General features: G+C 61.0%; 21 protein-coding genes and 1 riboswitch. Of the genes, 6 read left to right on the top strand and 15 right to left on the bottom strand.

What is annotated here, in order from left to right; genetic code table 11:
* Nucleotides 1–18 precede the first annotated feature (18 nt).
* Nucleotides 19–501, top strand: a complete 483-nt coding sequence (gene secB, locus ACCD02_RS00265; protein WP_259101560.1) for a protein-export chaperone SecB — start codon at nucleotides 19–21, stop codon at nucleotides 499–501.
* A gap of 162 nt (nucleotides 502–663) precedes the next feature.
* On the opposite strand, the gene ACCD02_RS00260 is transcribed toward secB, so the two are convergent.
* The gene (locus ACCD02_RS00260; protein ID WP_413297933.1) at nucleotides 664–1,587 is read right to left on the bottom strand and encodes a LysR substrate-binding domain-containing protein; all 924 of its coding nucleotides are present in this window, start codon (nucleotides 1,585–1,587) and stop codon (nucleotides 664–666) included.
* A 120-nt stretch (nucleotides 1,588–1,707) separates the two neighbouring features.
* Here ACCD02_RS00260 and trhA point away from each other — a divergent pair, with 120 nt between their 5' ends.
* Entirely contained in the window at nucleotides 1,708–2,322 is a 615-nt protein-coding gene (gene trhA, locus ACCD02_RS00255) for a PAQR family membrane homeostasis protein TrhA (RefSeq protein ID WP_413297932.1), read from the top strand.
* A 120-nt stretch (nucleotides 2,323–2,442) separates the two neighbouring features.
* Here trhA and ACCD02_RS00250 read toward each other — a convergent pair whose 3' ends face one another.
* Together ACCD02_RS00250 and ACCD02_RS00245 are read right to left on the bottom strand one after the other, a co-directional pair.
* A complete protein-coding gene (locus ACCD02_RS00250; protein ID WP_413297930.1) occupies nucleotides 2,443–3,162 on the bottom strand; it encodes a 16S rRNA (uracil(1498)-N(3))-methyltransferase in 720 nt (239 codons plus the stop codon).
* Between the two features lie 200 nt (nucleotides 3,163–3,362).
* Complete coding sequence (locus ACCD02_RS00245) at nucleotides 3,363–4,769, bottom strand: adenosylmethionine--8-amino-7-oxononanoate transaminase (protein WP_413297928.1); 1,407 nt, start codon at nucleotides 4,767–4,769, stop codon at nucleotides 3,363–3,365.
* A 214-nt stretch (nucleotides 4,770–4,983) separates the two neighbouring features.
* On the opposite strand from ACCD02_RS00245, the gene ACCD02_RS00240 reads away from it, so the two are divergent.
* From ACCD02_RS00240 to ACCD02_RS00230, 3 genes are all read left to right on the top strand, one after another.
* On the top strand, nucleotides 4,984–6,765 hold the full coding sequence (locus tag ACCD02_RS00240) for an FAD-dependent oxidoreductase (protein WP_413297927.1): 1,782 nt from the start codon (nucleotides 4,984–4,986) through the stop codon (nucleotides 6,763–6,765).
* Nucleotides 6,766–7,109: 344 nt separating this feature from the next.
* Complete coding sequence (locus ACCD02_RS00235) at nucleotides 7,110–7,658, top strand: cytochrome b (RefSeq protein ID WP_259101569.1); 549 nt, start codon at nucleotides 7,110–7,112, stop codon at nucleotides 7,656–7,658.
* 27 nt (nucleotides 7,659–7,685) lie between these two features.
* Nucleotides 7,686–8,282, top strand: coding sequence for a YceI family protein (locus ACCD02_RS00230; protein ID WP_413297926.1), 597 nt, complete (start codon nucleotides 7,686–7,688; stop codon nucleotides 8,280–8,282).
* Nucleotides 8,283–8,416: 134 nt separating this feature from the next.
* Here ACCD02_RS00230 and ACCD02_RS00225 read toward each other — a convergent pair whose 3' ends face one another.
* From ACCD02_RS00225 to ahcY, 4 genes are all read right to left on the bottom strand, one after another.
* Entirely contained in the window at nucleotides 8,417–10,327 is a 1,911-nt protein-coding gene (locus tag ACCD02_RS00225; RefSeq protein WP_413297925.1) for a DEAD/DEAH box helicase, read from the bottom strand.
* 278 nt (nucleotides 10,328–10,605) lie between these two features.
* Nucleotides 10,606–11,694 (bottom strand): hypothetical protein, encoded by a 1,089-nt coding sequence (locus ACCD02_RS00220; protein ID WP_413297924.1) that lies wholly within the window; start codon nucleotides 11,692–11,694, stop codon nucleotides 10,606–10,608.
* Nucleotides 11,695–11,800: 106 nt separating this feature from the next.
* Nucleotides 11,801–12,646 carry a methylenetetrahydrofolate reductase [NAD(P)H] gene (gene metF, locus ACCD02_RS00215; RefSeq protein WP_413297922.1) on the bottom strand — a complete coding sequence of 282 codons (846 nt, stop codon included), beginning with the start codon at nucleotides 12,644–12,646 and terminating at the stop codon, nucleotides 11,801–11,803.
* A 150-nt stretch (nucleotides 12,647–12,796) separates the two neighbouring features.
* A complete protein-coding gene (gene ahcY, locus ACCD02_RS00210; RefSeq protein ID WP_413297921.1) occupies nucleotides 12,797–14,206 on the bottom strand; it encodes an adenosylhomocysteinase in 1,410 nt (469 codons plus the stop codon).
* A 21-nt stretch (nucleotides 14,207–14,227) separates the two neighbouring features.
* Nucleotides 14,228–14,343: riboswitch (S-adenosyl-L-homocysteine riboswitch) on the bottom strand.
* Between the two features lie 200 nt (nucleotides 14,344–14,543).
* Here ahcY and ACCD02_RS00205 point away from each other — a divergent pair.
* Entirely contained in the window at nucleotides 14,544–14,936 is a 393-nt protein-coding gene (locus ACCD02_RS00205; protein ID WP_413297920.1) for an acyl-CoA thioesterase, read from the top strand.
* 55 nt (nucleotides 14,937–14,991) lie between these two features.
* On the opposite strand, the gene ACCD02_RS00200 is transcribed toward ACCD02_RS00205, so the two are convergent.
* The 8 genes from ACCD02_RS00200 to ACCD02_RS00165 all read right to left on the bottom strand — a co-directional run bounded on the left by ACCD02_RS00200 (nucleotide 14,992) and on the right by ACCD02_RS00165 (nucleotide 23,807).
* On the bottom strand, nucleotides 14,992–16,059 hold the full coding sequence (locus ACCD02_RS00200) for an alpha/beta fold hydrolase (protein WP_413297918.1): 1,068 nt from the start codon (nucleotides 16,057–16,059) through the stop codon (nucleotides 14,992–14,994).
* 51 nt (nucleotides 16,060–16,110) lie between these two features.
* Entirely contained in the window at nucleotides 16,111–16,899 is a 789-nt protein-coding gene (gene otnI, locus ACCD02_RS00195; protein ID WP_413297917.1) for a 2-oxo-tetronate isomerase, read from the bottom strand.
* Nucleotides 16,900–16,919: 20 nt separating this feature from the next.
* Nucleotides 16,920–18,377 carry an SLC13 family permease gene (locus ACCD02_RS00190; protein ID WP_413297916.1) on the bottom strand — a complete coding sequence of 486 codons (1,458 nt, stop codon included), beginning with the start codon at nucleotides 18,375–18,377 and terminating at the stop codon, nucleotides 16,920–16,922.
* Between the two features lie 173 nt (nucleotides 18,378–18,550).
* Complete coding sequence (locus ACCD02_RS00185; protein WP_413297915.1) at nucleotides 18,551–19,189, bottom strand: aldolase; 639 nt, start codon at nucleotides 19,187–19,189, stop codon at nucleotides 18,551–18,553.
* Nucleotides 19,186–20,481, bottom strand: coding sequence for a 3-oxo-tetronate kinase (otnK, locus tag ACCD02_RS00180; RefSeq protein ID WP_413297913.1), 1,296 nt, complete (start codon nucleotides 20,479–20,481; stop codon nucleotides 19,186–19,188). The genes ACCD02_RS00185 and otnK overlap by 4 nt, the downstream gene beginning before the upstream one ends.
* Nucleotides 20,482–20,491: 10 nt before the next feature.
* Nucleotides 20,492–21,397 carry an L-threonate dehydrogenase gene (gene ltnD / locus ACCD02_RS00175; RefSeq protein ID WP_413297912.1) on the bottom strand — a complete coding sequence of 302 codons (906 nt, stop codon included), beginning with the start codon at nucleotides 21,395–21,397 and terminating at the stop codon, nucleotides 20,492–20,494.
* Between the two features lie 336 nt (nucleotides 21,398–21,733).
* Nucleotides 21,734–22,537 (bottom strand): DeoR/GlpR family DNA-binding transcription regulator, encoded by an 804-nt coding sequence (locus tag ACCD02_RS00170; protein WP_413297911.1) that lies wholly within the window; start codon nucleotides 22,535–22,537, stop codon nucleotides 21,734–21,736.
* A 106-nt stretch (nucleotides 22,538–22,643) separates the two neighbouring features.
* Nucleotides 22,644–23,807, bottom strand: coding sequence for an MFS transporter (locus tag ACCD02_RS00165; protein WP_413297910.1), 1,164 nt, complete (start codon nucleotides 23,805–23,807; stop codon nucleotides 22,644–22,646).
* Between the last annotated feature and the right edge of the window lie 272 nt (nucleotides 23,808–24,079).

The raw sequence follows: 24,079 nt of genomic DNA, 5'->3' as shown, positions 1-24,079 counted from the left end.
GAATAGAAAGGATCTGAGATGACTGATCAACAGACTAACGCGGCTGCAGAAGACGAAGCTCCGCAATTCTCGCTGCAACGCATTTATGTTCGCGACCTGTCGTTCGAAGCGCCGAAAAGCCCGGCGATCTTCCGTCAGGAGTGGACCCCGGCTGTCAGCCTGGACCTGAACACCCGCCAGAAACAACTGGAAAACGATTTCTACGAAGTCGTGCTGACCCTGTCGGTCACCGTCAACACAGGTGACGAAGTCGCTTTCATCGTTGAAGTGCAACAGGCCGGTATCTTCCTGATCAAGGGCCTGGACGCTGCTTCCCTGAGCCACACCCTGGGCGCGTTCTGCCCGAACCTGCTGTTCCCTTACGCGCGCGAAGCCATCGACAACCTGGTGGTCCGTGGTTCGTTCCCGGCGCTGATGCTGGCTCCGGTCAACTTCGACGCCCTGTACGCACAAGAGCTGCAACGCATGCAGGACGCTGGCGAAACGCCAACTGTTCAGTAAGCCCTCGCTGCAACGAAAAACGCCCCCGGTCGCAAGGCCGGGGGCGTTTTTTTGTATTGTGGGAGCTGATTCTGTGGGAGCGAATTCATTCGCGAAGGCGGTATTTCAAACGGCAAAAATTCGTTGAATGATGGGCCTCTTCGCGAATGAATTCGCACACATTTAAGACGGGCTGCTCAACCGATTGGCATACATCCGGCATTCCGCCACCAACGCCAGCAGATTCGGATCGCGCTCCCGGCTCTTGAGGAAGACGATGCCGATGTGCTGTTGCATGTGATAACGCTGCTGCAACGGGATCAGGCGCACGCGGTTTTCATAGACGGCGGCGATACGCCCTGGCAGCAGGGCATAGCCGACGCCGGAGCTGACCATGCTCAGCAGGGTGAAGATATCGTTGACCTGCATGGCCACCTTCGGCTCGAAGCCGGCCTGTTGAAAGACCCGGATGCCGTCGCGATGGGTGGCGAAGCCTTGGGTCAGGGTGATGAAGGTGGCTTCGCGCAGGTCGCTGAGGTCGATCTCACTGCGTTGGGAGAAAGGCGAGTCGGCGGGAACGGCGAGGAAGATATCGTCGCTGAACAACGGCAGATGCTCGCAATCCGGGTCGTTGACGCTCTCGTCCAGCGAGACCAGGATCGCATCCGCCTCCATGTTCTTGAGCTTGTAGAACAGGTCGATATTGGAGCCCAGGATCAGGTCGATGTTCAGCTCGCTGCGCCGCAGCTTAAGGCCCATGATCAGCTGCGGTACGGTTTTGACGGTCAACGAGTAGAGCGCGCCGAGGCGGAAACGCGCGGCGGAGAAGCCTGCGGCCTGGCGGGTCAGCTCGACGGTGGCGAGCACGTCCTGAATCAGCTTCTGGGCGCGTTCCTCAAGCACATAGGCGCTTTCCAGCGGCGTCAAGTTGCGGCCTTCGTGCTTGAACAGCGGGCAGCGCAGGGCGCTTTCCAGGGAGTGGATGGCCCGATGCACGCTGACATGGCTGGTCTGCAGCTCCGCCGCCGCCCGGGCCAGATTGCCGGTGCGCATGAAGGCGAGAAAGATCTCCAGCTTCTTCAGGGTCAATTCGTCGTCGATCTGCATGGGCGTGTCTTCTTGTTCGAATGCTGCCGATTGTGCCCAAGTCTCTGAGTGATGGCTGTACTTTTGCGGTCATAACCCGGAGCCTTGAGGTCCGTCGATTGAAATGGAGGGTGTGCGCGGATGTATTACGGCGAGAAGTTCAACGCCTGGACCCATCTGGTAGGCGCCATTTTGGCCACTATCGGGGCAGTCTGGTTGTTGGTGATGGCAAGTTTGCATGGGGATGTCTGGAAGGTTGTCAGCATGGCGATCTATGGCGTCACCCTGGTCACCCTGTACAGCGCGTCCACCGTGTATCACAGCGTACGCGGGCGGGCGAAGGTGATCATGCAGAAGGTTGATCACTTTTCGATCTATCTGCTGATTGCGGGCAGTTACACGCCATTCTGCCTGGTCACCCTGCGCGGTCCCTGGGGCTGGACGCTGTTCGGCATTGTCTGGGGGCTGGCGGTGATTGGCATCCTGCAGGAGATCAAGCCACGCTCCGAGGCGCGGATCATGTCCCTGGTGATCTACGCGGTGATGGGCTGGATCGTGTTAGTGGCAGTCAAGCCGCTGCTGGCGGCGCTGGGCACTGCGGGTTTTGCCTGGCTGGCGGCGGGCGGAGTGTTGTACACCGTGGGGATTATCTTCTTTGCCCGCGATCATATTCGCCATTGGCATGGGATCTGGCACCTGTTCGTGGTTGCCGGGAGCCTGCTGCACTTTGTGGCGATCTGTTTTTATGTGTTGTGAATACGCGTTGGGGTGAACTCTGCGGGAGCGAGGCTTGCCCGCGAAGATAGCGGCGCGGTGTACCTGATGTACCACGTGATATTTGTTCGCGGGCAAGCCTCGCTCCAACGGGAAAAAGCTTTAGAAATCCCCCCAAAGCTGCTGCGCCACGCTGAGCGCCACCACCGGTGCGGTTTCCGTACGCAGCACGCGCGGGCCAAGGCGCGCGGCATGGAAGCCGGCGTCCTGGGCCTGGTCGACTTCCGCATCGTTGAGGCCGCCTTCGGGGCCGATCAGGAATGCGAGGGTTGCAGGTTTTTCATGGCTGACCAGCGGCTCGGCCACCGGATGCAGCACCAGTTTGAGATCGGCGCTGGTGTGCTTGAGCCATTCGGCCAGGGTTACGGGTGAGTGAATCACCGGCACGACTGAACGACCGCATTGTTCGCACGCGCTGATCGCGATCTGCTGCCAGTGGTCCTGGCGCTTCTGCGCACGCTCATCCTTGAGCCGCACTTCACAGCGTTCGCTGACAATCGGGGTGATTTCGCTGACGCCCAGTTCCGTGGCTTTCTGAATCGCCCAGTCCATGCGCTCGCCACGGGACAGGCCCTGGCCGAGGTGAATGCGTAGCGGCGATTCGATTTGCCCGGCAAAGCGCTCGTCGAGCTGGACCTGCACCCGTTTCTTGCCCACTTCCAGCAGTTTGCCGCGAAACTCAAAGCCTGAGCCGTCGAACAATTGCAGGGCGTCACCTTCGGTCATGCGCAGGACCCGCCCGATATAGTGGGCCTGGGCCTCCGGCAGCTCGTGCTCGCCAAGGCTCAGGGGGGCGTCGATAAAGAAGCGGGACAGTCTCATGGTGCGTCTCTGAAATATTGGGTTTGTAGGCCGCTGTGCTTATGACATCACACTATCGCGCAGCAAACACGAATGTGTAGGAGCTGCCGAAGGCTGCGAAAACGCTGTATCAGGTAGATCCAATCGCAGCCTTCGGCAGCTCCTACAGAGATTGCGTCAGGTCAGTCGGCAAAGATGTCGCAGTTACACCGCCAATGCCCTCAGCCCGGATCACGGAAATCGGGATGGAAATCCTTGCGCACCGCCACGCTGATGCCGCTGCGGGTGGCGATATCGATGCCTTCGCTGGCGACTTCGGCGAGAAAGTCGATCTGTTCCGGGGTGATCACGTAAGGCGGCAGGAAGTACACCACGCTGCCCAGCGGTCGCAGCAGGGCGCCGCGTTCCAGGGCGTGCTGGAACACTTGCAGGCCGCGGCGCTCCTGCCAGGGGTAGGCGGTCTTGCTGGCCTTGTCCTGAACCATCTCGATAGCCAGCGCCATGCCGGTCTGGCGCACTTCGGCGACATGGGGATGGTCAACCAGGTGTGCCGTAGCCGTGGCCATGCGCTGGGCCAAAGCCTTGTTGTTTTCGATGACGTTGTCCTGCTCGAAGATATCCAGAGTCGCCAGTGCTGCCGCACATGCCAGCGGGTTGCCGGTGTAGCTGTGGGAATGCAGGAAGGCGCGCAGGGTCGGGTAGTCGTCGTAGAAGGCGTCGTATACCTCGTCGGTGGTCAGGCACGCCGCCAGGGGCAGGTAGCCACCGGTCAGGGCCTTGGACAGGCAGAGGAAGTCCGGGCGGATACCGGCCTGTTCGCAGGCGAACATGGTGCCGGTGCGGCCGAAGCCCACGGCGATCTCGTCGTGAATCAGATGTACGCCATAGCGATCGCAGGCCTCGCGCAGCAGCTTGAGGTAGATCGGGTCGTACATGCGCATGCCGCCCGCGCCCTGGATCAGTGGCTCGACGATCACTGCCGCGACGCTGGCGTGATTTTCTGCCAGGGTCTGCTCCATGAGGGCGAACATCGTGCGCGAGTGATCTTCCCAGCTCACGCCTTCGGGGCGGTAATAACAGTCCGGACTCGGCACCTTGATGGTGTCCATCAGCAGCGTCTTGTAGGTCTCGGTGAACAGCGGTACATCGCCCACCGACATCGCCGCGATGGTTTCGCCGTGATAACTGTTGCTCAGGGTAACGAAGCGTTTTTTCTCCGGCTTGCCGCGATTGAGCCAGTAGTGAAAGCTCATTTTCAGCGCGACTTCGATGCACGACGAACCATTATCGGCGTAGAAACACCGGGTCAGGCCTTCCGGCGTGAGCTTGACCAGGCGCTCGGACAGTTCGATCACCGGCTGGTGGCTGAAACCGGCGAGGATCACGTGCTCCAGTTGGTCGACCTGATCCTTGATGCGTTGGTTGATGCGCGGGTTGGCGTGGCCGAACACGTTGACCCACCAGGAACTGACGGCGTCCAGATAACGCTTGCCTTCGAAGTCCTCCAGCCAGACCCCCTCGCCACGCTTGATCGGGATCAGCGGCAGGTTTTCGTGGTCTTTCATCTGGGTGCAGGGGTGCCACAGGACCGCAAGGTCGCGTTGCATCCACTGGTTATTCAGGCCCATCGGTAATCTCCTGGTGGCGACTCGCATGACGCGAGGGCGAACAATCGCGCAAGCCTATGCAATGCCTGCCTGCGGGACAACCTCTTGTACCAATTGAGTGACAATCGACGCCCGACGGACATTGCTGGTAGCGCCCGCGGCGCTGACGTATCCTTCGCGCCGATCCTGGACCCTGTCGTCCGAAGTTTCTTACGTTTATCCCGGAGTTTGCCGAATGCTTTCTGGTTGGCTGCGCGCCTGTGCGCTGTTGATGGTAGGGCTGGTCAGTGCGTCTGCACTGGCAGCTGAAAAACAACACACCGCCATTGTGGTAGGCGCTGGCATGGCCGGCCTGACGACGGCTTACGAGCTCCAGGCCAAGGGCTGGCAAGTCACCCTGCTGGAGGCCCGTCCGACGCTGGGCGGCCGTTCGGCACTGGCGAGCAGCGAGTGGATCGGTAATGCCAAGGTTCAACCGGTGCTGAATCAATATCTGGATCGCTTCAAGGTACAGAGCGTGCCTGCGCCGGAATTCGTCCGCACCCCTGGCTACCTGATCGATGGCAGCTACTTCACCGCCGCCGATCTGGCGGTCAAGCAACCGGAAACCGCTGCGGCCCTCAAGCGTTACGAAGAAACCCTGGATAACCTGGCGCGCTCCATTGATGACCCGCAGAATCCGGCCTCGAATAACACCCTGTTCGCTCTGGACCAGGTCAACGTCGCCAACTGGTTGGACCGCCTGACCTTGCCCGCCACTGCCCGGCAACTGATCAATCAGGAAATCCGCAGCCGTTACGACGAGCCTTCGCGCCTGTCGCTGCTGTATTTTGCCCAGCAGTCGAAGGTCTACCGCGGCGTCGATGACCGTGACCTGCGCGCTGCCCGCCTGCCGGGTGGCAGTGGTGTATTGGCCGAGGCCTTTGCCAGGCAGATCAAGACCATCAAGACCAACTCCCCGGTATCGGCGATTTCCCAGGACAAGGACGGCGTCACCGTCAAGGTCGGTGCGGTCGGCTATCAGGCGGAATATCTGGTGCTGGCGGTGCCCTTGCGCGCACTGGGCAACATCCAGATGACTCCGGCCCTTGACGCTCAGCATCAGGGTGCACTGAAGAGCACCAACTACGGTTGGCGCGACCAGATCATGCTCAAGTTCAAGACCCCGGTCTGGGACAGCAAGGCGCGCATGTCCGGTGAAACCTTCAGCAACACCGGTCTGGGCATGCTGTGGATCGAGCCTGCCCTCAAGGGCGGCGCCAACGTGATCATCAACCTGTCCGGCGACAACGCGCGCCTGATGCAGGCCTTTGGTGACAAGCAGTTGGTGGATCAGGTGCTGATTCGCTTCCATAACTTCTTCCCGCAGGCACGTGGCGCGTTCACCGGTTATGAAATTCGCCGCTACAGCACCGATCCTTCGATCACCGGTTCCTATCTGGCCTTCGGTCCGGGCCAGATCAGCAAATACTGGCGTCTGTGGGAAAAGCCGATCCAGCGTGTAGCCTTTGCCGGTGAGCACACCGATCCCCTGTACCCAGGCACCCTGGAAGGCGCCCTGCGCAGCGGTCAGCGTGCGGCCAATCAGTTGCAGGACCTCGCCGCAGGCAAGACGCTGGAAGCGATCAAGGTCGGCCCGCAGGCCCCGGCTCCGGCCAAGCCTGTGGAAACCAAAAAGGCTGACGACGAGCCGGGCTTCTTCTCCCGTCTGTTCGGTGGCAAGGCGCCCGAGAAGGCGCCTGAGCCGGTTCCGGCGCCTGTCCCTGCGCCCGCTCCGGCTCCGGAGCCTGTGGCAGCCCCGGTAGCGCCGGTGGTGGCTCCGGTCGTTGCGCCAGCCAAGGCGGCAGAGCCGGCGAAGAAGGCGCCTGCGCACAAGCCGGCTGCGAAGAAAGAACCCGCCAAGAAAGAGCCAGCGAAAAAAGACGCGGCGAAGAAAGAGCCAGCTCCGGCTCACAAGGCTCCAGTGAAAAAGGCCGAACCGACCAAGGCGCCAGCGGCAACCGACGTGAAAAACTGATCGGCTGCAAACAGGCTGAAGCACTGAAAAGCGCGACCTCTTACAGGTCGCGCTTTTTTTTGTATGAAAAATCGCCCATCGGTGTAGGCCGCTTATAGCCGTTCATCCGCATCCTGAAACCGGCGGTCACGGTGTTGTGTTGCTAGTGCCGGATAATCGGGATGCTCTGTGGGCAAATTCGATTTGTGCCTGGGGAAATGGGGTTGCATACGTCAGAGCGGCGACAATGGACAGTACGCGAGCTCTGTAATAATCGAATTTTTCGATCTTTCAGAGCAAGAATTTGCGCTTTCATTCGATAGATAAAAAGCTAGTCTGTGTCCAACTTATACAAGGTATCGGCGATGCAACTGAAGAACTCCTCCTCTCGATACGGTCTGGTCAGCATGTTGCTGCACTGGGGCGTGGCCATTGCGGTATTTGGTCTGTTTGCGTTGGGTTTATGGATGGTCGGCCTGGGTTACTACGATACATGGCGCAAGGCCGGCCCTGATTTGCACAAGAGCATTGGTCTGACCCTGTTCGCGGTGATGCTGATTCGCGTGGTCTGGCGCCTGCTCAGTCCGCCGCCACCACCCCTGGCCAGTTATGGCAAGTGGACCCGCATCGGCGCGGCGTTTGGCCATCTGTTTCTGTATGTCGGTCTGTTTGCCGTGATGTTCGCCGGGTACCTCATTTCCACCGCCGACGGTGTGGGGATCTCGGTGTTTGGCCTGTTCGATGTGCCGGCGCTGATCAGCGGCCTGCCGGATCAGGCGGACAACGCGGGTGTCGTACACCTTTATCTGGCCTGGGTTCTTGTGATTTTCGCAGGGCTCCACGGTCTTGCAGCACTGAAACACCACTTTATCGATCGTGATGTGACCCTCAAGCGCATGCTGGGTCGCAGCTAGTTGTTCAACCCTGATAGGAAGAAAAGCATGTTGAAGAAGTCTCTCGCCGCTCTGGCACTGGGTACCGCACTGTTCACCGCTGGCCAGGCCATGGCTGCTGACTACACCATCGATAAAGAAGGCCAGCACGCCTTCATCGATTTCACCATCAGCCACCTGGGCTACAGCTTCATCCACGGTACTTTCAAAGACTGGACCGGTACGTTCAGCTTCGACGCTGCCAAGCCTGAAGACAGCAAAATCAGCATCGACGTGAAAACCGCCAGCGTTTTCACCAACCATGCCGAACGCGACAAGCACATCAGCAGCAAGGACTTCCTGGACGTCGCTACCTATCCGGACGCCAAGTTCGTCTCTACTAAAGTCACCCCTACGGGTAAAAATGCTGACGGCAAAGTCACTGCCGACGTAACCGGCGACCTGACCCTGCACGGCGTGACCAAACCAGTTGTGGTCAAGGCTACCTTCAACGGCGAAGGCAAGGATCCATGGGGCGGCTACCGTGCAGGCTTCAACGGCACCACTTCGATCAAGCGTTCTGATTTCGGCAAGATGATGGACCTGGGTCCACAGTCTGACACCATGGAACTGAACATCTCGTTCGAAGGCGTCAAGGCCAAGTAATTGCGCTTGGTCTGAAAAAAAACGCCGACCTCATGGGTCGGCGTTTTTTTATGTCTGGAACTGTGTATTCGGTGGGACCGGCTTTAGCCGGGAAAGCGTATTCCCGGCTGAAGCCTGCTCCACAGTACCACTGCTCAGCTATCGCGATTGCGCGTCAGCAGCGCCGGCTTTTCACCGCGTGGGCGGCTTGGCAGCTGTTCAAGTTGTTCGGGCGACGGGAAGCGATCACTTTTCGATTCCTTGTGCACGATCTTCGGTTGCGGCTGACCGTCACGGGGGCCGCGAACTGCGGGTTCCGAACGTGGCTGGTCATCGCGGGCCGGACGGCGGTTGCGTGGCTGGTCTTCGCGACGAGCCTGGCCATCACGACCTGCGCCGCCACCTGAACCACTGCGTGGGCCACTGCGCTTGCCTGCTGGCGCACCGGCGCCGGTGCTGGCACCGCCGCCGGTATTGCTGCGCGGGCCACGACCTGGCGCAGCACCACCACGTGGCGCGCCTGCACCTGCGCCAACAGCGGCACCCGGAGCTGCCGGAGCGCCGGGACGGCGGCCGCGACTCTGGTTCTTGTTCTGGTACGGGCTGACGTAGTCAGCGCGGTTGCCGAAGTTATCCACTTCGTCATCCAGAAACTCGTCAGGCGCCCGATCCGGCGCCGGGCGTGGAACAGCTGCGCGTTGTTCGCGAGGCGTACCCTCGCGCGGCTTCTGCTCACGTGGCTGACGCGCCGGGCGTTCGCCCGCCGCCGCGGCCGGCTTTTCCTTGCCTTTATCCTTGCCCTTGTCCTTGCGACCACCGCTGTTGCTGGCGGCACCTTCGCCACGTGGCGCGCGAGCGGCACGAGGGTTGCGTACATCCGGACGTTCACGCACTTCGGGTTTCTCGGCTTCAACGGCCGTGATATCGAAGCCCATCAGGTCGCCATCGGCGATTTTCTGCTTGGTCATGCGTTCGATGCTTTTCAGCAGTTTTTCTTCATCCGGCGCGACCAGCGAGATCGCCTCGCCGTTACGACCGGCACGGCCAGTGCGGCCGATGCGGTGTACGTAGTCTTCGTCGACGTTAGGCAGCTCGAAGTTGACCACGTGGGGCAGTTGGTCGATATCCAGGCCGCGGGCGGCGATATCGGTGGCGACCATGATCCGCACTTCACCGGCCTTGAAGTCGGCCAGGGCTTTGGTACGGGCGTTCTGGCTCTTGTTGCCGTGGATCGCCACGGCGCTCAGGCCGTGCTTGTCCAGATACTCGGCCAGGCGGTTGGCGCCGTGCTTGGTACGGGTAAACACCAGCACCTGTTCCCAGGCACCCTTGGTGATCAGGTGGGCCAGCAGCGAACGCTTGTGGTTGGCTGGCAGACGGAACACCCGTTGCTCGATACGCTCGACCGTGGTGTTGGGCGGCGTGACTTCGATTCGTTCCGGGTTGTGCAGCAGCTTGCCGGCCAGGGCGGTGATGTCGCTGGAGAACGTTGCCGAGAACAGCAGGTTCTGGCGCTTGGCCGGCAGGCGCGCGAGGACTTTCTTCACGTCGTGGACGAAGCCCATGTCGAGCATGCGGTCGGCTTCGTCGAGAACAAGGATCTCGACGTGGGACAGATCGACGCTGCCCTGGCCGGCCAGATCGAGCAGGCGACCCGGGCAGGCGACCAGTACGTCGACGCCCCGGGCCATGGCCTGGACCTGCGGGTTCATGCCGACACCGCCGAAAATGCAGGCGCTGACGAACTTCAGATCGCGGGCGTACAGCTTGAAGCTGTCATGCACCTGGGCGGCGAGTTCGCGAGTCGGGGTCAGGACCAGTACACGCGGTTGGCGCGGGCCGTGACGCTGGGATTTGTCCGGATGACCGTTGGGGAACAGCCGCTCCAGGATCGGGAGGGCGAAACCGCCGGTTTTACCAGTACCTGTCTGAGCCGCGACCATCAGGTCGCGACCTTGCAACACGGCGGGAATTGCCCGCTGTTGCACCGGAGTAGGCTGGGTATAGCCCGCTGCCTCGATGGCGCGGACTAAAGCCTCGGAGAGACCGAGGGAAGCAAAGGACATGAGTAATCCTGTTCTAAGTGAGGGCTTGGCCCAATGGGAGATCTTGCCCGGCGCGAATGGCGACGAAGTCGCGATCCCGTCCGGTCCTGCGGGGCCTCAAGGTCATCTCGGGACATTAGCGCGCAAAAAAGAAGATGCGCTTTTGGCGTGTCGAGATGCCTGTTGCAAGACCGAGCGTCCGGGCGTAAGCCTGGCGGGAAGCCGGAGTATAACAGAGCAATCGCTCTGCGCCGCGTTCCTGCTGCTCAACGGTTTTGTAGCGTCAGTGCAGCGGCACCTCAGGCACCGCTTTTGTTCTGTGAAAGGTGCTGGTAAATCGCCTCGCGGCGGCAGCCCAGCAGTTGCTTGACCATCCAGTGGTCCAGCCATGAGGCCAGTTGTTGCTGCTGCAGTGGCTGCTTGAGACGCTGCTCGGCATTTTCCCGAGCCTTGTCCCACCAGACTTCGCAGCAGGCGCGGTCGAACTCGTTGCTGTGCTGATAGCAGCCATAGAGAATTTCGCGAATGAACTGGCGTTGTTGCAACGGCACGCTCAGGGTCATGCTGCGATAGAACAGGCGCTGCCAGCGCGGTGGGCGCGGCAGGCGAGTGGTCACGCGCCGGGTGTCGTCCAGGGCTGCAGTGCTCAGTGGTGCATTGCTGTGCTTGTGCAGCCAGGCGCGAATCTTGGCGCGGAACAGCTGCTTGCGGCTCCAGTAATGGTGGATCAGGTCGGTGCACTCGGCGACTTCCATATTCCGGTAAGCCGCGACGCCGAGGCAGAACTCTTCCAGCGTGTAAGCGCCAGGGGCCAAAGGATAGAACTCATCCATCAGGGCAATGGAGCGATCCAGCAGTTCGCGGTCTTCGTGCATCAGGCCGATCACGCCGGAATTGAGCAGCGGCATTTCGTCATCGGCCAGGCCGCGTTCGGCGAGGATATGGGCCAGAGCCTTGTGCAGATCGGAGCAGCTATATGCCCCGTAACGCTGGTTGAAAGCGTTGCACAGCACTGTGCCGGGTTTGATCCGCTCGAACAGCTTCAGCGGCGAGCAATGGAAAAATGTGTCGGTGTCGATCAACAGGGCCTGCTGCGACTCTTCCAGGACGGCGCGCAGGGCGACATGCTTGGTCCGGAAATGATAACCATGGGGTTCGCTCCAGGCCTTGCGTGTCGCCTCGTCCAGCGGGCGCACCTGGACCGGCAGCAAGCGGTACGGCTCTGGATTGTCGCTGAATACCTGGATATCCAGAGCCTGATCAGGTGTGTCGCGCAGGCAGGCCAGAGCGCTGGCGATGCTGAACACGGCTTCCTGATGGTAGGTCTCGGCACCGAAAACCAGATAGATCAGCTGCGGGCGAGGTTGGATCTTATTGGGTGGAGTCAACTGCTTAGTCCGTTATCCAAGGCGTGGCGACCCTGTGCTTGCGACAGGGTCACCGAATAAACATGACCTGAATGTGCCAGACATGCCGCAACAAATAAATCAGTGTTTAGCGCGGCAACTGCAGATTGTTCCAGATCGTCAGGCTAGGTTCAGCCTGATTCAGCGTATAGAAGTGCAGGCCCGGGGCGCCGCCTTGCAACAGTTGTTCACACATTTGTGTAATCACCTGCTCACCAAAAGCCTGGATGCTCTTCACGTCATCACCGTAGGACTCCAGCTGCTTGCGGATCCAGCGAGGGATTTCCGCGCCACAGGCATCGGAAAAACGTGCCAGTTTGCTGTAGTTGGTGATAGGCATGATACCCGGCACGATCGGCACATCAACGCCCATTTTCCGCACGCGATCGACGAAGTAGAAGTAACTGTCGGCGTTGAAGAAATACTGGGTAATGGCGCTGTCGGCACCGGCTTTGGCTTTGCGCACGAAGTTGGCGATATCGTCTTCGAAATTGCGCGCCTGTGGGTGCATCTCCGGATAAGCAGCCACTTCGATATGGAAGTGATCAGCGGTTTCCTCGCGGATGAACGACACCAGGTCACTGGCATAGCGCAGCTCGCCACCGCTCATGCCCATGCCCGAAGGCAGGTCACCGCGCAGGGCGACGATGCGGCTGATGCCCGCATCCTTGTATTGCTTGAGCAGGCCACGCAGATCGGCCTTGCTGTCACCAACGCAGGACAGATGCGGGGCGGAGGGAATGCTGACTTCTTTTTCCAGCTGCAACACGGTGTTGATCGTGCGATCGCGGGTGGAGCCACCGGCACCATAGGTGCAGGAGAAGAAATCGGGTTTCAGGCTGGCCAGCTGACGAGCGACTGTCAGCAGTTTTTCATGGCCGGCATCGGTCTTCGTCGGGAAGAACTCGAAGCTGTAGCGACGGTCTTGGGACATGATGAAATCCTTGGAAGCGCAAGCGACTGACACCAATCTCCTGTGGGAGCGGATTTATCCGCGAATGCGATATTACATCCGACTGTTTTATGTCGATTGTACCAACGCCTTCGCGAATGAATTCGCTCCCACAGGAGCGGTGTCAAACCATCAGTAGCGGTATGCGTGCGGCTTGAACGGACCTTCGACGGTCACGCCGATGTAGTCGGCCTGGGTCTTGGTCAGTTTGGTCACTACGCCGCCGAAGCCGCGCACCATCTCCAGAGCCACTTCTTCGTCGAGCTTCTTCGGCAGAACTTCAACGGTCAGGCGCTCGGCTTGTTGAGCAGCAGGCAGGTCGGCGTACTTCTGGCCGAACAGGAAGATCTGCGCCAGAACCTGGTTGGCGAACGAACCGTCCATGATGCGGCTTGGGTGACCGGTAGCGTTGCCCAGGTTCACCAGACGGCCTTCAGCCAGCAGGATCAGGTAGTCATCGTTGTGCGGATCGAAGGTGCCAGCACCGGTACGATGGATCTTGTGCACCTGTGGCTTCACTTCTTCCCATGCCCAGTTCTTGCGCATGAAAGCGGTGTCGATTTCGTTGTCGAAGTGACCGATGTTGCAGACCACTGCGCGCTTTTTCAGGGCCTTGAGCATGTTCGCGTCGCAGACGTTAACGTTGCCGGTGGTGGTCACGATCAGGTCGATCTTGCCCAGCAGGGCCTTGTCGATGCTTGCTTCGGTGCCATCGTTTTCACCGTTGATGAACGGCGAAACCAGTTCGAAACCGTCCATGCAGGCTTGCATGGCGCAGATCGGGTCGACTTCGGTGACCTTGACGATCATGCCTTCCTGACGCAGGGACTGGGCCGAGCCCTTGCCCACGTCACCGTAGCCGATGACCAGCGCTTGCTTGCCGGACAGCAGGTGGTCGGTGCCGCGCTTGATCGCGTCGTTCAGGCTGTGACGGCAGCCGTACTTGTTGTCGTTCTTGCTCTTGGTGACCGAGTCGTTGACGTTGATCGCCGGGATCTTCAGCTCGCCCTTGGCCAGCATGTCCAGCAGGCGGTGTACGCCAGTGGTGGTCTCTTCGGTGACGCCGTGGATCTTGGCCAGCATCTGCGGGTATTTCTTGTGGATGATCTCGGTCAGGTCGCCGCCGTCGTCGAGGATCATGTTGGCGTCCCATGGCTGGCCATCCTTGAGGATGGTCTGCTCGATGCACCACTCGTACTCTTCTTCAGTCTCGCCTTTCCAGGCGAACACGGCGATACCGGCAGCAGCGATAGCGGCAGCGGCCTGATCCTGAGTGGAGAAGATGTTGCACGACGACCAGCGAACTTCGGCGCCCAGGGCAACCAGGGTCTCGATCAGTACGGCGGTCTGGATGGTCATGTGGATGCAGCCGAGGATCTTCGCGCCCTTGAGCGGTTGCTCGCCGGCATATTTGCGACGCAGGCCCATCAGGGCAGGCATTTCGGATTCGGCGATGATGGTTTCGCGACGACCCCAGGCAGCCAGGGAAATGTCGGCGACTTTAAAGTCGGTGAAACCGGCGGGCGTGTTTACAGCGCTCATAAAGAGTCTCCATTCGTAGTGTGCGAATGGGCGCCGTTGTGCGTTTAAGGCTCGAGCAGGCGACCTTGATGGTCGGCTCGAACAACGCCCCATCCGAGCCTGACAGGTGAAAACCTGCTGCAGCGCCCCTCGGACAGGTGGCGGGAAAACGGTATCAGGGAACAATGACCGTTTTTTGAAGCGGGGGCGATTATAACGGTGTCGATGGATTAGCCCAAGGGCTTGATGCGTTTAAATGACCGGTGACTAATCGCGGCCATAGTAGATGTTCGATGGAGGTAAATGGTTCGGGCTGGCACTATGCTGCATATCTATTGGCAGACGCTCAGGAGTGATCATGAATTTCCATACCCGCAAATGGGTCAAGCCCGAAGACCTCAACCCCAACGGCACCCTGTTCGGGGGCAGTCTGTTGCGCTGGATCGATGAGGAAGCGGCGATCTACGCCATTGTGCAGTTGGGTAATCAGCGCGTGGTGACCAAGTACATTTCGGAGATCAACTTCGTCAGCGCCTCGCGCCAGGGCGACATCATCGAGCTGGGTATCACCGCCACCGAGTTCGGCCGCACTTCTATCACCCTGAGCTGCCACGTGCGCAACAAGATCACCCGCAAGAGCATCCTGACCATCGACAAGCTGGTGTTCGTCAATCTCGGCGAAGACGGGACACCTGCGCCCCACGGTCGTACGGAAATTCGCTACATCAAGGATCAGTTCGAGGCGAATTAGTCGGTTAATCGGCACGATGCGGCGGTGTCCCGTCGCATTGTGCCGGATCGCTCGATCAAGGCCGGGCGGTGGCCTTCATGAACTCGCCAAGCGGCTCGGCATAGAAGCGCGCAGAGCCTGTGGTGCCGTGTCCCCGCGTCTCGGAGCTGGCAGGTATCAGCACCAGCCGCGCATTTTTCAACTGCTTCAAGGCCGATTGCATCGTCCCGGTCTCGGGTGGGTTTCGCTCGTCGTCGGCACTGTTGATCGCCAGTACCGGCGCCTTGATGGCTGACAGTTGCGGCGCCGGGTCGTAGTCTGCCGAGGATTGCCACTGGTAGATGAAGTCGTTGGCGTCGCCCGGCAGAGGCGCGGCCAGACGCTCATCGACCAGCTTGTCCGCCTGCGCCCGCGTCGGTGCCAGTGCCTGGTAGGCAAGGGTGCCACCGCTGGTGCCAATGCCGAACATGACGTTGGCCGTGCGCAGTGACGGCGGCGGGCTGGTGTAGTTGCCGTCCTGCCAGGCAGGGTCCTGCTTGATGGATTCGATCAGCATGCGCCGCATCATCCAGTTACGGGCCGACATGGGCGTTGGCTGGGAGGCCATGGGCACCAGGCCGTCCATCATGTCCGGCCAGCGTTCGCCCCACATCCAGGTCTGCATCCCGCCCATGGAGTTGCCGATCACCAGGCGCAGGTGCTTGATACCCAATCCTTCGCTGATCAGACGGTGTTGTGCCTCTATCAGGTCGGTGTAGTTGTATTGCGGAAATTTGCTTCGCAAGCCGTCAGAGGGCTTACTGGATTTACCGACGCCGATCCCGTCTGGCGCGATGATGTAGTAGCGGCTGGCATCCAGCGGTTGTCCGGGACCGAACAGCTCGCCCGCGAAGTCCTTGCTCAGCATGTCGCTGGCCGGGCGATTGGTACCGTGCAAATAAAGGATTGCCGGGTTTTTCGGGTCGCCGACGGTGACGTAGCTCAACCTTAGATTGTCGAGCTTTTCACCGGTATGGAAGGTGAAGGACGGTGCGGTCCATTCACCTTCCGTTGCAACCGGTAGGCTTGCGGCGCTGGCTGGAGCCAGGCCGGACCCGGCCAGAACAAGCAAACCGGCACACAGGCCGTTTTTCAAATGGTGCATTTCTACTTCCTTTTTTATTGTTGTCAGGAGGAGAAACCGAAGTGTCGCGCTTCAGGCCTGGCTTTGACGCCACTCCCGCAGCCACTGCAACCCTTCACTGGTATCGCCTTTGGGGCGGTATTCGCAGCCGATCCAGCCTTGATAACCCAACTGGTCGATCATGTCGAACAGGTAGGGGTAGTTCAGTTCGCCCAGGCTTGGCTCATGCCGATCCGGCACGCCGGCGATCTGAATATGGCCGATTCCGGCGAAGTCACGACGCAGCTTCATGGTCACGTCGCCTTCGACGATCTGGCAGTGATACAGATCGAACTGCACCTTCAGGTTGGCGGCACCGACTTCCTTGCAGACGGCCTGGGCCTGATCCTGGCGGTTGAGGAAAAAGCCGGGAATATCGCGGGTGTTGATCGGTTCGATCAGCACGGTGATACCGGCCTTGGCGGCCTGTTCGGCGGCAAAGGCGAGGTTTTCCAGATAGACCGCGTGATGGCGCTCACGCAGGTCTTCGCTTGGCAGCAGCCCTGCCATGACGTGAATCCGGTCATTACCCAATACGGCGGCGTATTCCAGTGCCTGCCCGATGCCTTCGCGGAACTCGCTCTGGCGGCCCGGCAGCGATGCCGTGCCGCGTTCACCCGTGGCCCAGGCTCCCGGCGGCGCGTTGAACAGCGCCTGGACCAGTCCGTTGTCGTCCAGGCGTTGCTTGAGTTGCGCGATGCTGAAGTCATAAGGGAACAGAAACTCGACCGCCTCGAAACCATCGGCAGCGGCCGCGTCAAAGCGCGCGAGGAAGTCGTGTTGCGGGTAGAGCATGCTCAGGTTGGCAGCGAAGCGAGGCATGGGAACTCCAGTCTTTCAGGTCAGACGAATGGCCAAAGCAGCAGGGTAGTCAAAAAGCCCAGCGTGCCCAATACCGTTACCAGTACGGTCCAGGTGCGCAGGCCATCGCCGACGTTGAGACCGGCCAGTTTGGTGAACATCCAGTAACCGGCATCGTTGATATGGGACATCGCCAGACCGCCACCACCCATGGCCAGGCACAGCAGGGCCAGGTGGTTGGCGCTCAGGTTGAGGGTCGCGATCAGCGGGCTGAGGATACCGGCGGTGGTGACCAGGGCCACAGTCGTCGAACCCTGCACCGCACGCAGCAGCAGGGTCAGCAGGAAGCCCAGGGCCAGCACCGGCAGGCCGGTATTGCGCAGGGCTTCCGAGACTACGGCACCGATGCCGGTATCGACTAGGACTTTACCGAATACGCCACCGGCACCGGCAATCAGGATCACCATGGCCACGCCCGGCAGTGCCGAACCAACCACATCGGAGACTTGGCTACGGCTCCAGCCGCGGCGCGAGCCCAGCAGCCAGGCGCACAGCAGGGTGTCGATCAGCAGCGCTACCAGCGGTGCGCCGAGTACGGTGAGGATGCTGCGCAGGGTCGAATCGCCCGGCAGCATGGTGGTTGCCAGGGTGCCCAGCAGAATCAGGATGATCGGCAGCAGGATCAGGCCGATGATCATGCCGAAGCCCGGTGCCGGAGCGGCAGGCAGACGAGCGGCGAGGCTGCTGGCGCTTTCTTCCAGGCCCAGGGTCTTGGCGTGGGCGGCTTCGCTGGTCTTGGAGTAGTCGTCGTTGGCCCAGGCCACGAGGTCTTCGTTGGTGATATGCGGGCCATAGACTTCAGCGCGGATATCGTCGGTCATCGGGTAGACCTTGCGAGTCATGCGCCCGGCAATGAAATAGCCGATCAGACACAGTACGCCGACAATCGGCAGGCCGAACATCAGCACACGACCCAGGTCAGCGCCCAATTGTGCTGCCGCAGCGACGGCGCCCGGGTGCGGCGGCAGGAAGGCGTGCACGGACAGCAGCGCGGCACACATCGGCAGGGCGAACACCAGCAGAGGTTTGCGCGCGGCACGGGCGACGCCGTATGCCAGAGGCATGAGGATAATTACGCCGACCTCGAAGAACACCGGGATACCGACCATGAAACCGGCCACGGTCAGCGCCAGTGGCGTGCGCTTGTTGCCGAAGCGCTTGATCAGCGTCTTGGCCAGCGCCTCGGCGCCGCCTGACAGCTCGATGATGCGGCCGATCATGGCACCCAGGGCGATGATGATCGCGATGTGGCCAAGGGTCTTGCCCATGCCGCCTTCAATGGTGGCAACCAGATCGCCGGGCTTAACCCCGGCAACCAGGGCGACGATGATGCTGACCAGCATCAGGGCCACGAACGGCTGGAATTTGTATTTGAGGACCAGGAACAGCAGCAGGGCGATACCGGCACCGGCAACGCACATCAGCACTAATGGTGTCATGCCCGGTCACTCCCACACAGAGTGGATAGGGCGTTACGCGAATCGAACGTCAGGGTGGCGCGATACGTGTGAGTCATGCTCGAAGTTCCTGTTGTTATTGTTGTCCGGCGATGCCGGGGTGTTGGCTTTTCGTTATCTGCTGGTGCGGCAAACACAGATCCCGTAGGGGGGGCTTACCAGCGCGCCCCGAAAACCTGGCGCAACTCCTCCAGCGACGCTTCGTCCAGCGCTGCCGGGCGCGGCTGGGTCATCAGCCACAGGCGGGCGGTTTCTTCCAGCTCTTCCAGGGCGTAGCTGGCCTTGGAAACCGAGCTTTCCCAGATCACCGGGCCGAGGCGTTCGAGCATTACGCCGCGCACGCTGTTGGCCAGTTGCGCAACACGCTCGGCAACCTTGTCGGAGCCGGGGCGTTCGTAGTTGATCAGGGGGATCGGGCCGACCTTCATCACCTGGTACGGAGTCAGGGGCGGGAGGATGTTGTCCTGCTGCCAGACGCCCGCCAGGGTCAGGGCGACCAGGTGCGTGGAATGGGTATGCACCACGCCGCCGACACTTGGATTGCGGTCGTAGACCTGGCGATGCAGGGCCAGGGTTTTGGACGGCTTGTGCCCGGAGACCCATTCCCCGGCCAGATTGACCTTGGCGATGGTGGCCGGATCGAGGCGGCCGAGGCAGGCGTCAGTCGGGGTGATCAGCCAGCCATCGTCGAGGCGGGCGCTGATATTGCCCGCGCTGCCGACGGTGTAGCTGCGGTCATAGAGCTGGCGGCCAACGTCGCAGATTTCTTCGCGCAGGGCGTTTTCGTTGCTCATTGAACGTCCCCCGCCAGATGGCGCAGGGCCTTGGCAAAGAAGTCGCGACCGCCGAAGTTGCCGGATTTCAGGGCCAGGGCCACAGGCTGTTCGCCGCTGCTGACAGTGGCTGGAACGCCGGGATCGATCTGCCCGCCAATCTGCAACAGTTGCACGCCCAGGGCCTGGACCACAGACCCGGAGGTTTCCCCGCCGGCAACGACAAACCGGCGGACACCGGCGTCGAACAGGCCTTTGCCGATTTGCCCCAGAGCCTCTTCGACCATGGCACCGGCGCGCTCGACGCCCAGTTGCGCCTGTACGGCTTTGACTTCATCCGGGCTGCTGGTGGCGTAGATCAATACGGTTGTTGCGCTGTCACGGGCAAAGGCCAATGCCTGCTCGACCACCGGCTGACCGGCGGCCAGGGCCAGCGGATCAATGCGCAGAGCCGGGCGCCCGGCTTCCAGCCAGGCCGCGACCTGGCCGTTGGTTGCCAGGGATGCGCTACCGGCCAGCACCACTTCCTTGCCTGAGATGTTCTGCAGGCTGGCGGCGTCTTCGCTATGGCGCAGCTTGCCAGCCTTGCGGAAATTCTCCGGCAGGCCCAGGGCCAGGCCCGAACCGCCGGTGAGCAATGGCAGATCGGCGCAGGCGGCGCCCAATACATAGAGGTCGGCATCCGACAGTGCATCGGCCACCGCCATGCCGATTCCGGCGGCACGCAGTTCGGCGATTTTGTTACGCACGCCTTCCACGCCCTTGGCCACGCTGTCGTAGCGCAGCAGGCCGACATTGAGGCGGGTCTGGGATTGCAGCACGCGGACCAGATTGGCGTCGGTCATCGGCGTCAGCGGGTGGTTTTGCATGCCCGACTCGTTGAGCAGTTGGTCCTGCACGAACAGATGGCCGCGGAAAATCGTCCGACCATTTTCCGGGAACGCCGGGCAGGCCAGAGTGAAATCGCTGCCCAGCCTGGCCAGCAAAGCTTCGCTGACCTGGCCGATATTGCCCGCAGCAGTGGAGTCAAAGGTCGAGCAGTACTTGAAGAAAATCTGCTCGCAGCCGCGCTCACGCAGCCATTGCAGGGCTGCCAGGGACTCGACGACGGCATCTTCGACCGGCGTGGTACGGGACTTGAGGGCGATGACGATGGCATCGGCATCCAGGCCTTCAGCCATTTCCGCGCTGGGAATACCGATGCTCTGCACCGTACGCATGCCGCCGCGCACGAGCATGTTGGCCAGGTCCGTGGCGCCGGTGAAGTCGTCGGCGATGCAACCCAGCAACGGACGTTGGGAGGAAAGACTCATGCTGCGCTCCTCAGGCCTGATCAGGTTTGGCAACTGGCAGCTCGATGCCAGGGAAAATCTTGATCACCGCAGAGTCGTCTTCACGGCCAAAACCGGCGCTGGATGCCTGCATGAACATCTGGTGAGCGGTGGCCGACAGCGGCAGCGGGAATTTGCTGGCGCGGGCGGTATCCAGCACCAGGCCCAGGTCCTTGACGAAGATGTCCACGGCCGACAACGGCGTGTAATCGGCCTTGAGAATGTGCGGCACGCGGTTTTCGAACATCCACGAGTTACCGGCGCTGTTGGTGATCACTTCGTACAAAGCGTCGGCATCGACACCTTCACGCAGGCCCAGGGCCATGGCTTCGGCGCTGGCAGCAATATGCACACCGGCCAGCAGCTGATTGATGATTTTGACTTTCGAGCCCAGGCCGTGGACGTCGCCGAGGCGATAGACCTTGCCTGCCATACCGCTGAGCACCGCGTCGGCCTTGGCGTAAGCATCGGCCGGGCCGCTGGTCATCATGGTCATCTGGCCGGCAGCAGCCTTGGCGGCGCCGCCGGAGATAGGCGCGTCGAGGTACAGCAGGTTCAGATCGGCCAGACGCTGGCCCAGTTCGATGGCGAAGGTCGGCGCGACGGTGGCGCAACCGATGACCAGGCTGCCGGGACGCAGTGCGGCAATGGCACCGTTCTCACCGAACAGCACGGTTTCGGTCTGTTCGGCATTGACCACTACGGTAATGATCACATCACAGGCTTGAGCCATGGCGGCCGCAGTTGCACAGGCGACGCCGCCTTCGCTGGCGAACTGCTCGGTGACAGCGGCGCGCACATCACAGGCATGCACATTGAAGCCGCTACGCAACAATGAACGGGCAATCCCCAAGCCCATGGCGCCCAGGCCGATAACACCAACGTTCTGCTTACTCATGCGTGCAATCCTCGGATGTCTGCCGATGCCCGTTCAGCCGGCATGCGGTCGATATTGTTAGAAACTGTGAAATGGATAGTGAATCAATGAGCAAATAATGTGAAGTATTTTTATAGTTCACATGGATTCACATTGGTGGGCGTTACGATGCGGCCGCGTTTGTCAGAGCGGATCTTGGGTGAAGATGGAAAGAGCGAATATTTTTGTAGGAAGCGCGCGACTGTGGGACCGGCGTTAGCCGGGAAAGCGCGTTGGTGATCAAGGAGTCGTGGGTGCGTCGGCGTCTTCCCGGCTAAAGCCGGTCCCACCAAAGGCGTTCCTTCAGTTGGCTGTGTTTTACGTCAACAACAGCTCCACCCGCTGCTTGCGGATACCGTCCGCAGCCGCCTGGGCCAGATCGGCATCGCTGATGATGGTGTCGAATTGTTCCAGTCCGGCGACTTTGTACATGCCGAAGGTGCCGTACTTGGAGCTGGTTGCCACCAGTACGGTCTGTGAGGCGGCCTGCATCGCGGCCTGTTTGACTTCGACCTTGAGCGCCGATGGCGTAGTGATACCGCGTTGCAGGTCCCAGGAGCTGGTGGACATGAACGCAATGTCGGTCGCCAATTGGCGCAGGGTGGCCGCAGCCAGGCCGCCGACACAGGACATGTTCGGGTGGTCGAGCAGGCCGCCGGTATGGATCACGTCGACATGGCCGGCCTCGGCCAAGGCGTTGACGATGCCGAAGTCGTTGGTGACCACGGTCATGCCCGACAGGGCGACGATATGCGGGACGATTTCCAGGGTGCTGGTGCCGGCATCCAGATAGACCGTCATGTCGTTATGCAACAGGCTTGCGGCCAGACGGGCCATGCGCTGCTTCTGTGGCAGTTCGATCACGGCCTTGGACTGGTGGCTCGGCTCGCTGTGGACCTGGCTGGCGATGCGCACGCCGCCGGTCACCGAATAGGCGCGGCCTTCCTGTTCCAGCAGGGCGATATCGCGACGGATGGTCATGTGCGAGCAATCGAACATCTCCACCAGCTGATGCACGCTGAGTACCTGATGCTTGCGCAGTTGCCGCAACATCAGCTCCCGACGCTGATCGGGGATCATCGGTGCACCGCCAATGATGGCGATCTCCTCTTCGCTGGACATGCATTCTCCTATGGCCTGTGGGACCGGCGTTAACCGGGAAGGCGTCCTCCCGGCTAACGCCGGTCCCACCTGGGATTACCTGGCGGCCATGTTAGCCAATCACGCCTCAGGCGCCTACGGTCTGCGCATGGCGGCGTTGCAGGTAGATATAGAACAGCGCCGTCAGCAGTGTCAGCATCGCCAGGGCGGCGCCGGTCCAGGGCAGTTCGGTCAGCTGCACGCCGCTGCCGACCACAAGGCCGCCGATCCAGGCGCCGGTGGCATTGCCCAGGTTGAAGGCGCTCTGATTGAGGGTCGAGCCCATGTTCGGCGCTTCGTGAGCCTGGTCGATGATCATCAGTTGCAGGATCGGGCACAGGGCGAATGCAGTGATGCCCCAGACGAACAGCGTGATGGCTGCCGGGATCAGCGAGCGGCTGGTCTGGCTGAAGGCGGCCACGATCAGCACCGTGGCCAGGGCCATGCCGACCAGTGACGCGAGCAGGCGGCTGTCGGCCAGTTTGCCACCGAGAATGCTGCCCACGGTCAGGCCGACGCCGAAAATCAGCAGCATAATGGTCACGCCATGGGGGCTGACACCGGTGATGTCTTGCAGAATCGGCGCGATATAGGTGAAGACGCTGAACAGACTGGCTGAGGCCATCACACTCATGGCCATGGCCAGCAGCACATTGGTCTTACCCAGCACACGCAGCTCGGCGGCCAGGTTGGTTCGTTGCAGCGGGATTTCCTTGGGCAGCCAGGCCATTTGCGCGACCACCGCGATCAGGCCGATAACGGTCACCGCCCAGAAGGTCGAGCGCCAACCGGCGAATTGTCCCAGTGCCGTGCCCAGCGGCACGCCGAGGACATTGGCCAGGGTCAGGCCGGTGAACATCAGGGCAATGGCCTGAGCGCGTTTGTTCGGTGCGACCAGGCCGGCGGCGACCACCGAGCCGATACCGAAGAACGCGCCATGGCACAGCGCGGTAATCACCCGGGCGCTCATCAGCGCGGCGTAATTGGGCGCCAGCGCACACAGGGCGTTGCCCAATACGAACGTCAGGGTCATGCCCAGTAATGTAGCCCTGCGCGGCATGTTGGCCGTCGCGATGGCGAGGACCGGCGCGCCGAATACCACGCCCAGGGCATAGCCGGTGATCAGCAACCCGGCACTGGGGATGCTGACGTGCAGGTCATTGGCGACATCGGGCAGCAGGCCCATGATGACGAATTCCGTGGTACCGATGCCGAAAGCGGCGACGGCGAGTGCAAACAAGGCGAGTGGCATGGGTGAATCCCAGTCTTTGTGTGAATTGACCGGATAGGGCACGTGCGACTGTTCGAATGCAGAAGGGCATTCAAGTCAATCGATGGGATTATTGGTATTAGAAGTGCGCAGCCGGGTGCGGCAGTAACGCGCTCAAGTATGATGGACGAGTTGAAATATCGCGAATTAAAAAAGCCCGGCGGTGCACTGCGGTTTACTGCAAGAACCTTTTGCGAGCCGACGGTTCATAGGCTGAGGGCCATGCGCCAATGAATTCAAACTCCAGGGAATAA

The sequence above is a fragment of the Pseudomonas sp. Pseusp88 genome (assembly GCF_047303955.1).
In the GTDB taxonomy this organism is placed as follows: Bacteria; Pseudomonadota; Gammaproteobacteria; order Pseudomonadales; family Pseudomonadaceae; genus Aquipseudomonas.
This window is presented reverse-complemented; position numbering and strand designations above follow the sequence as displayed.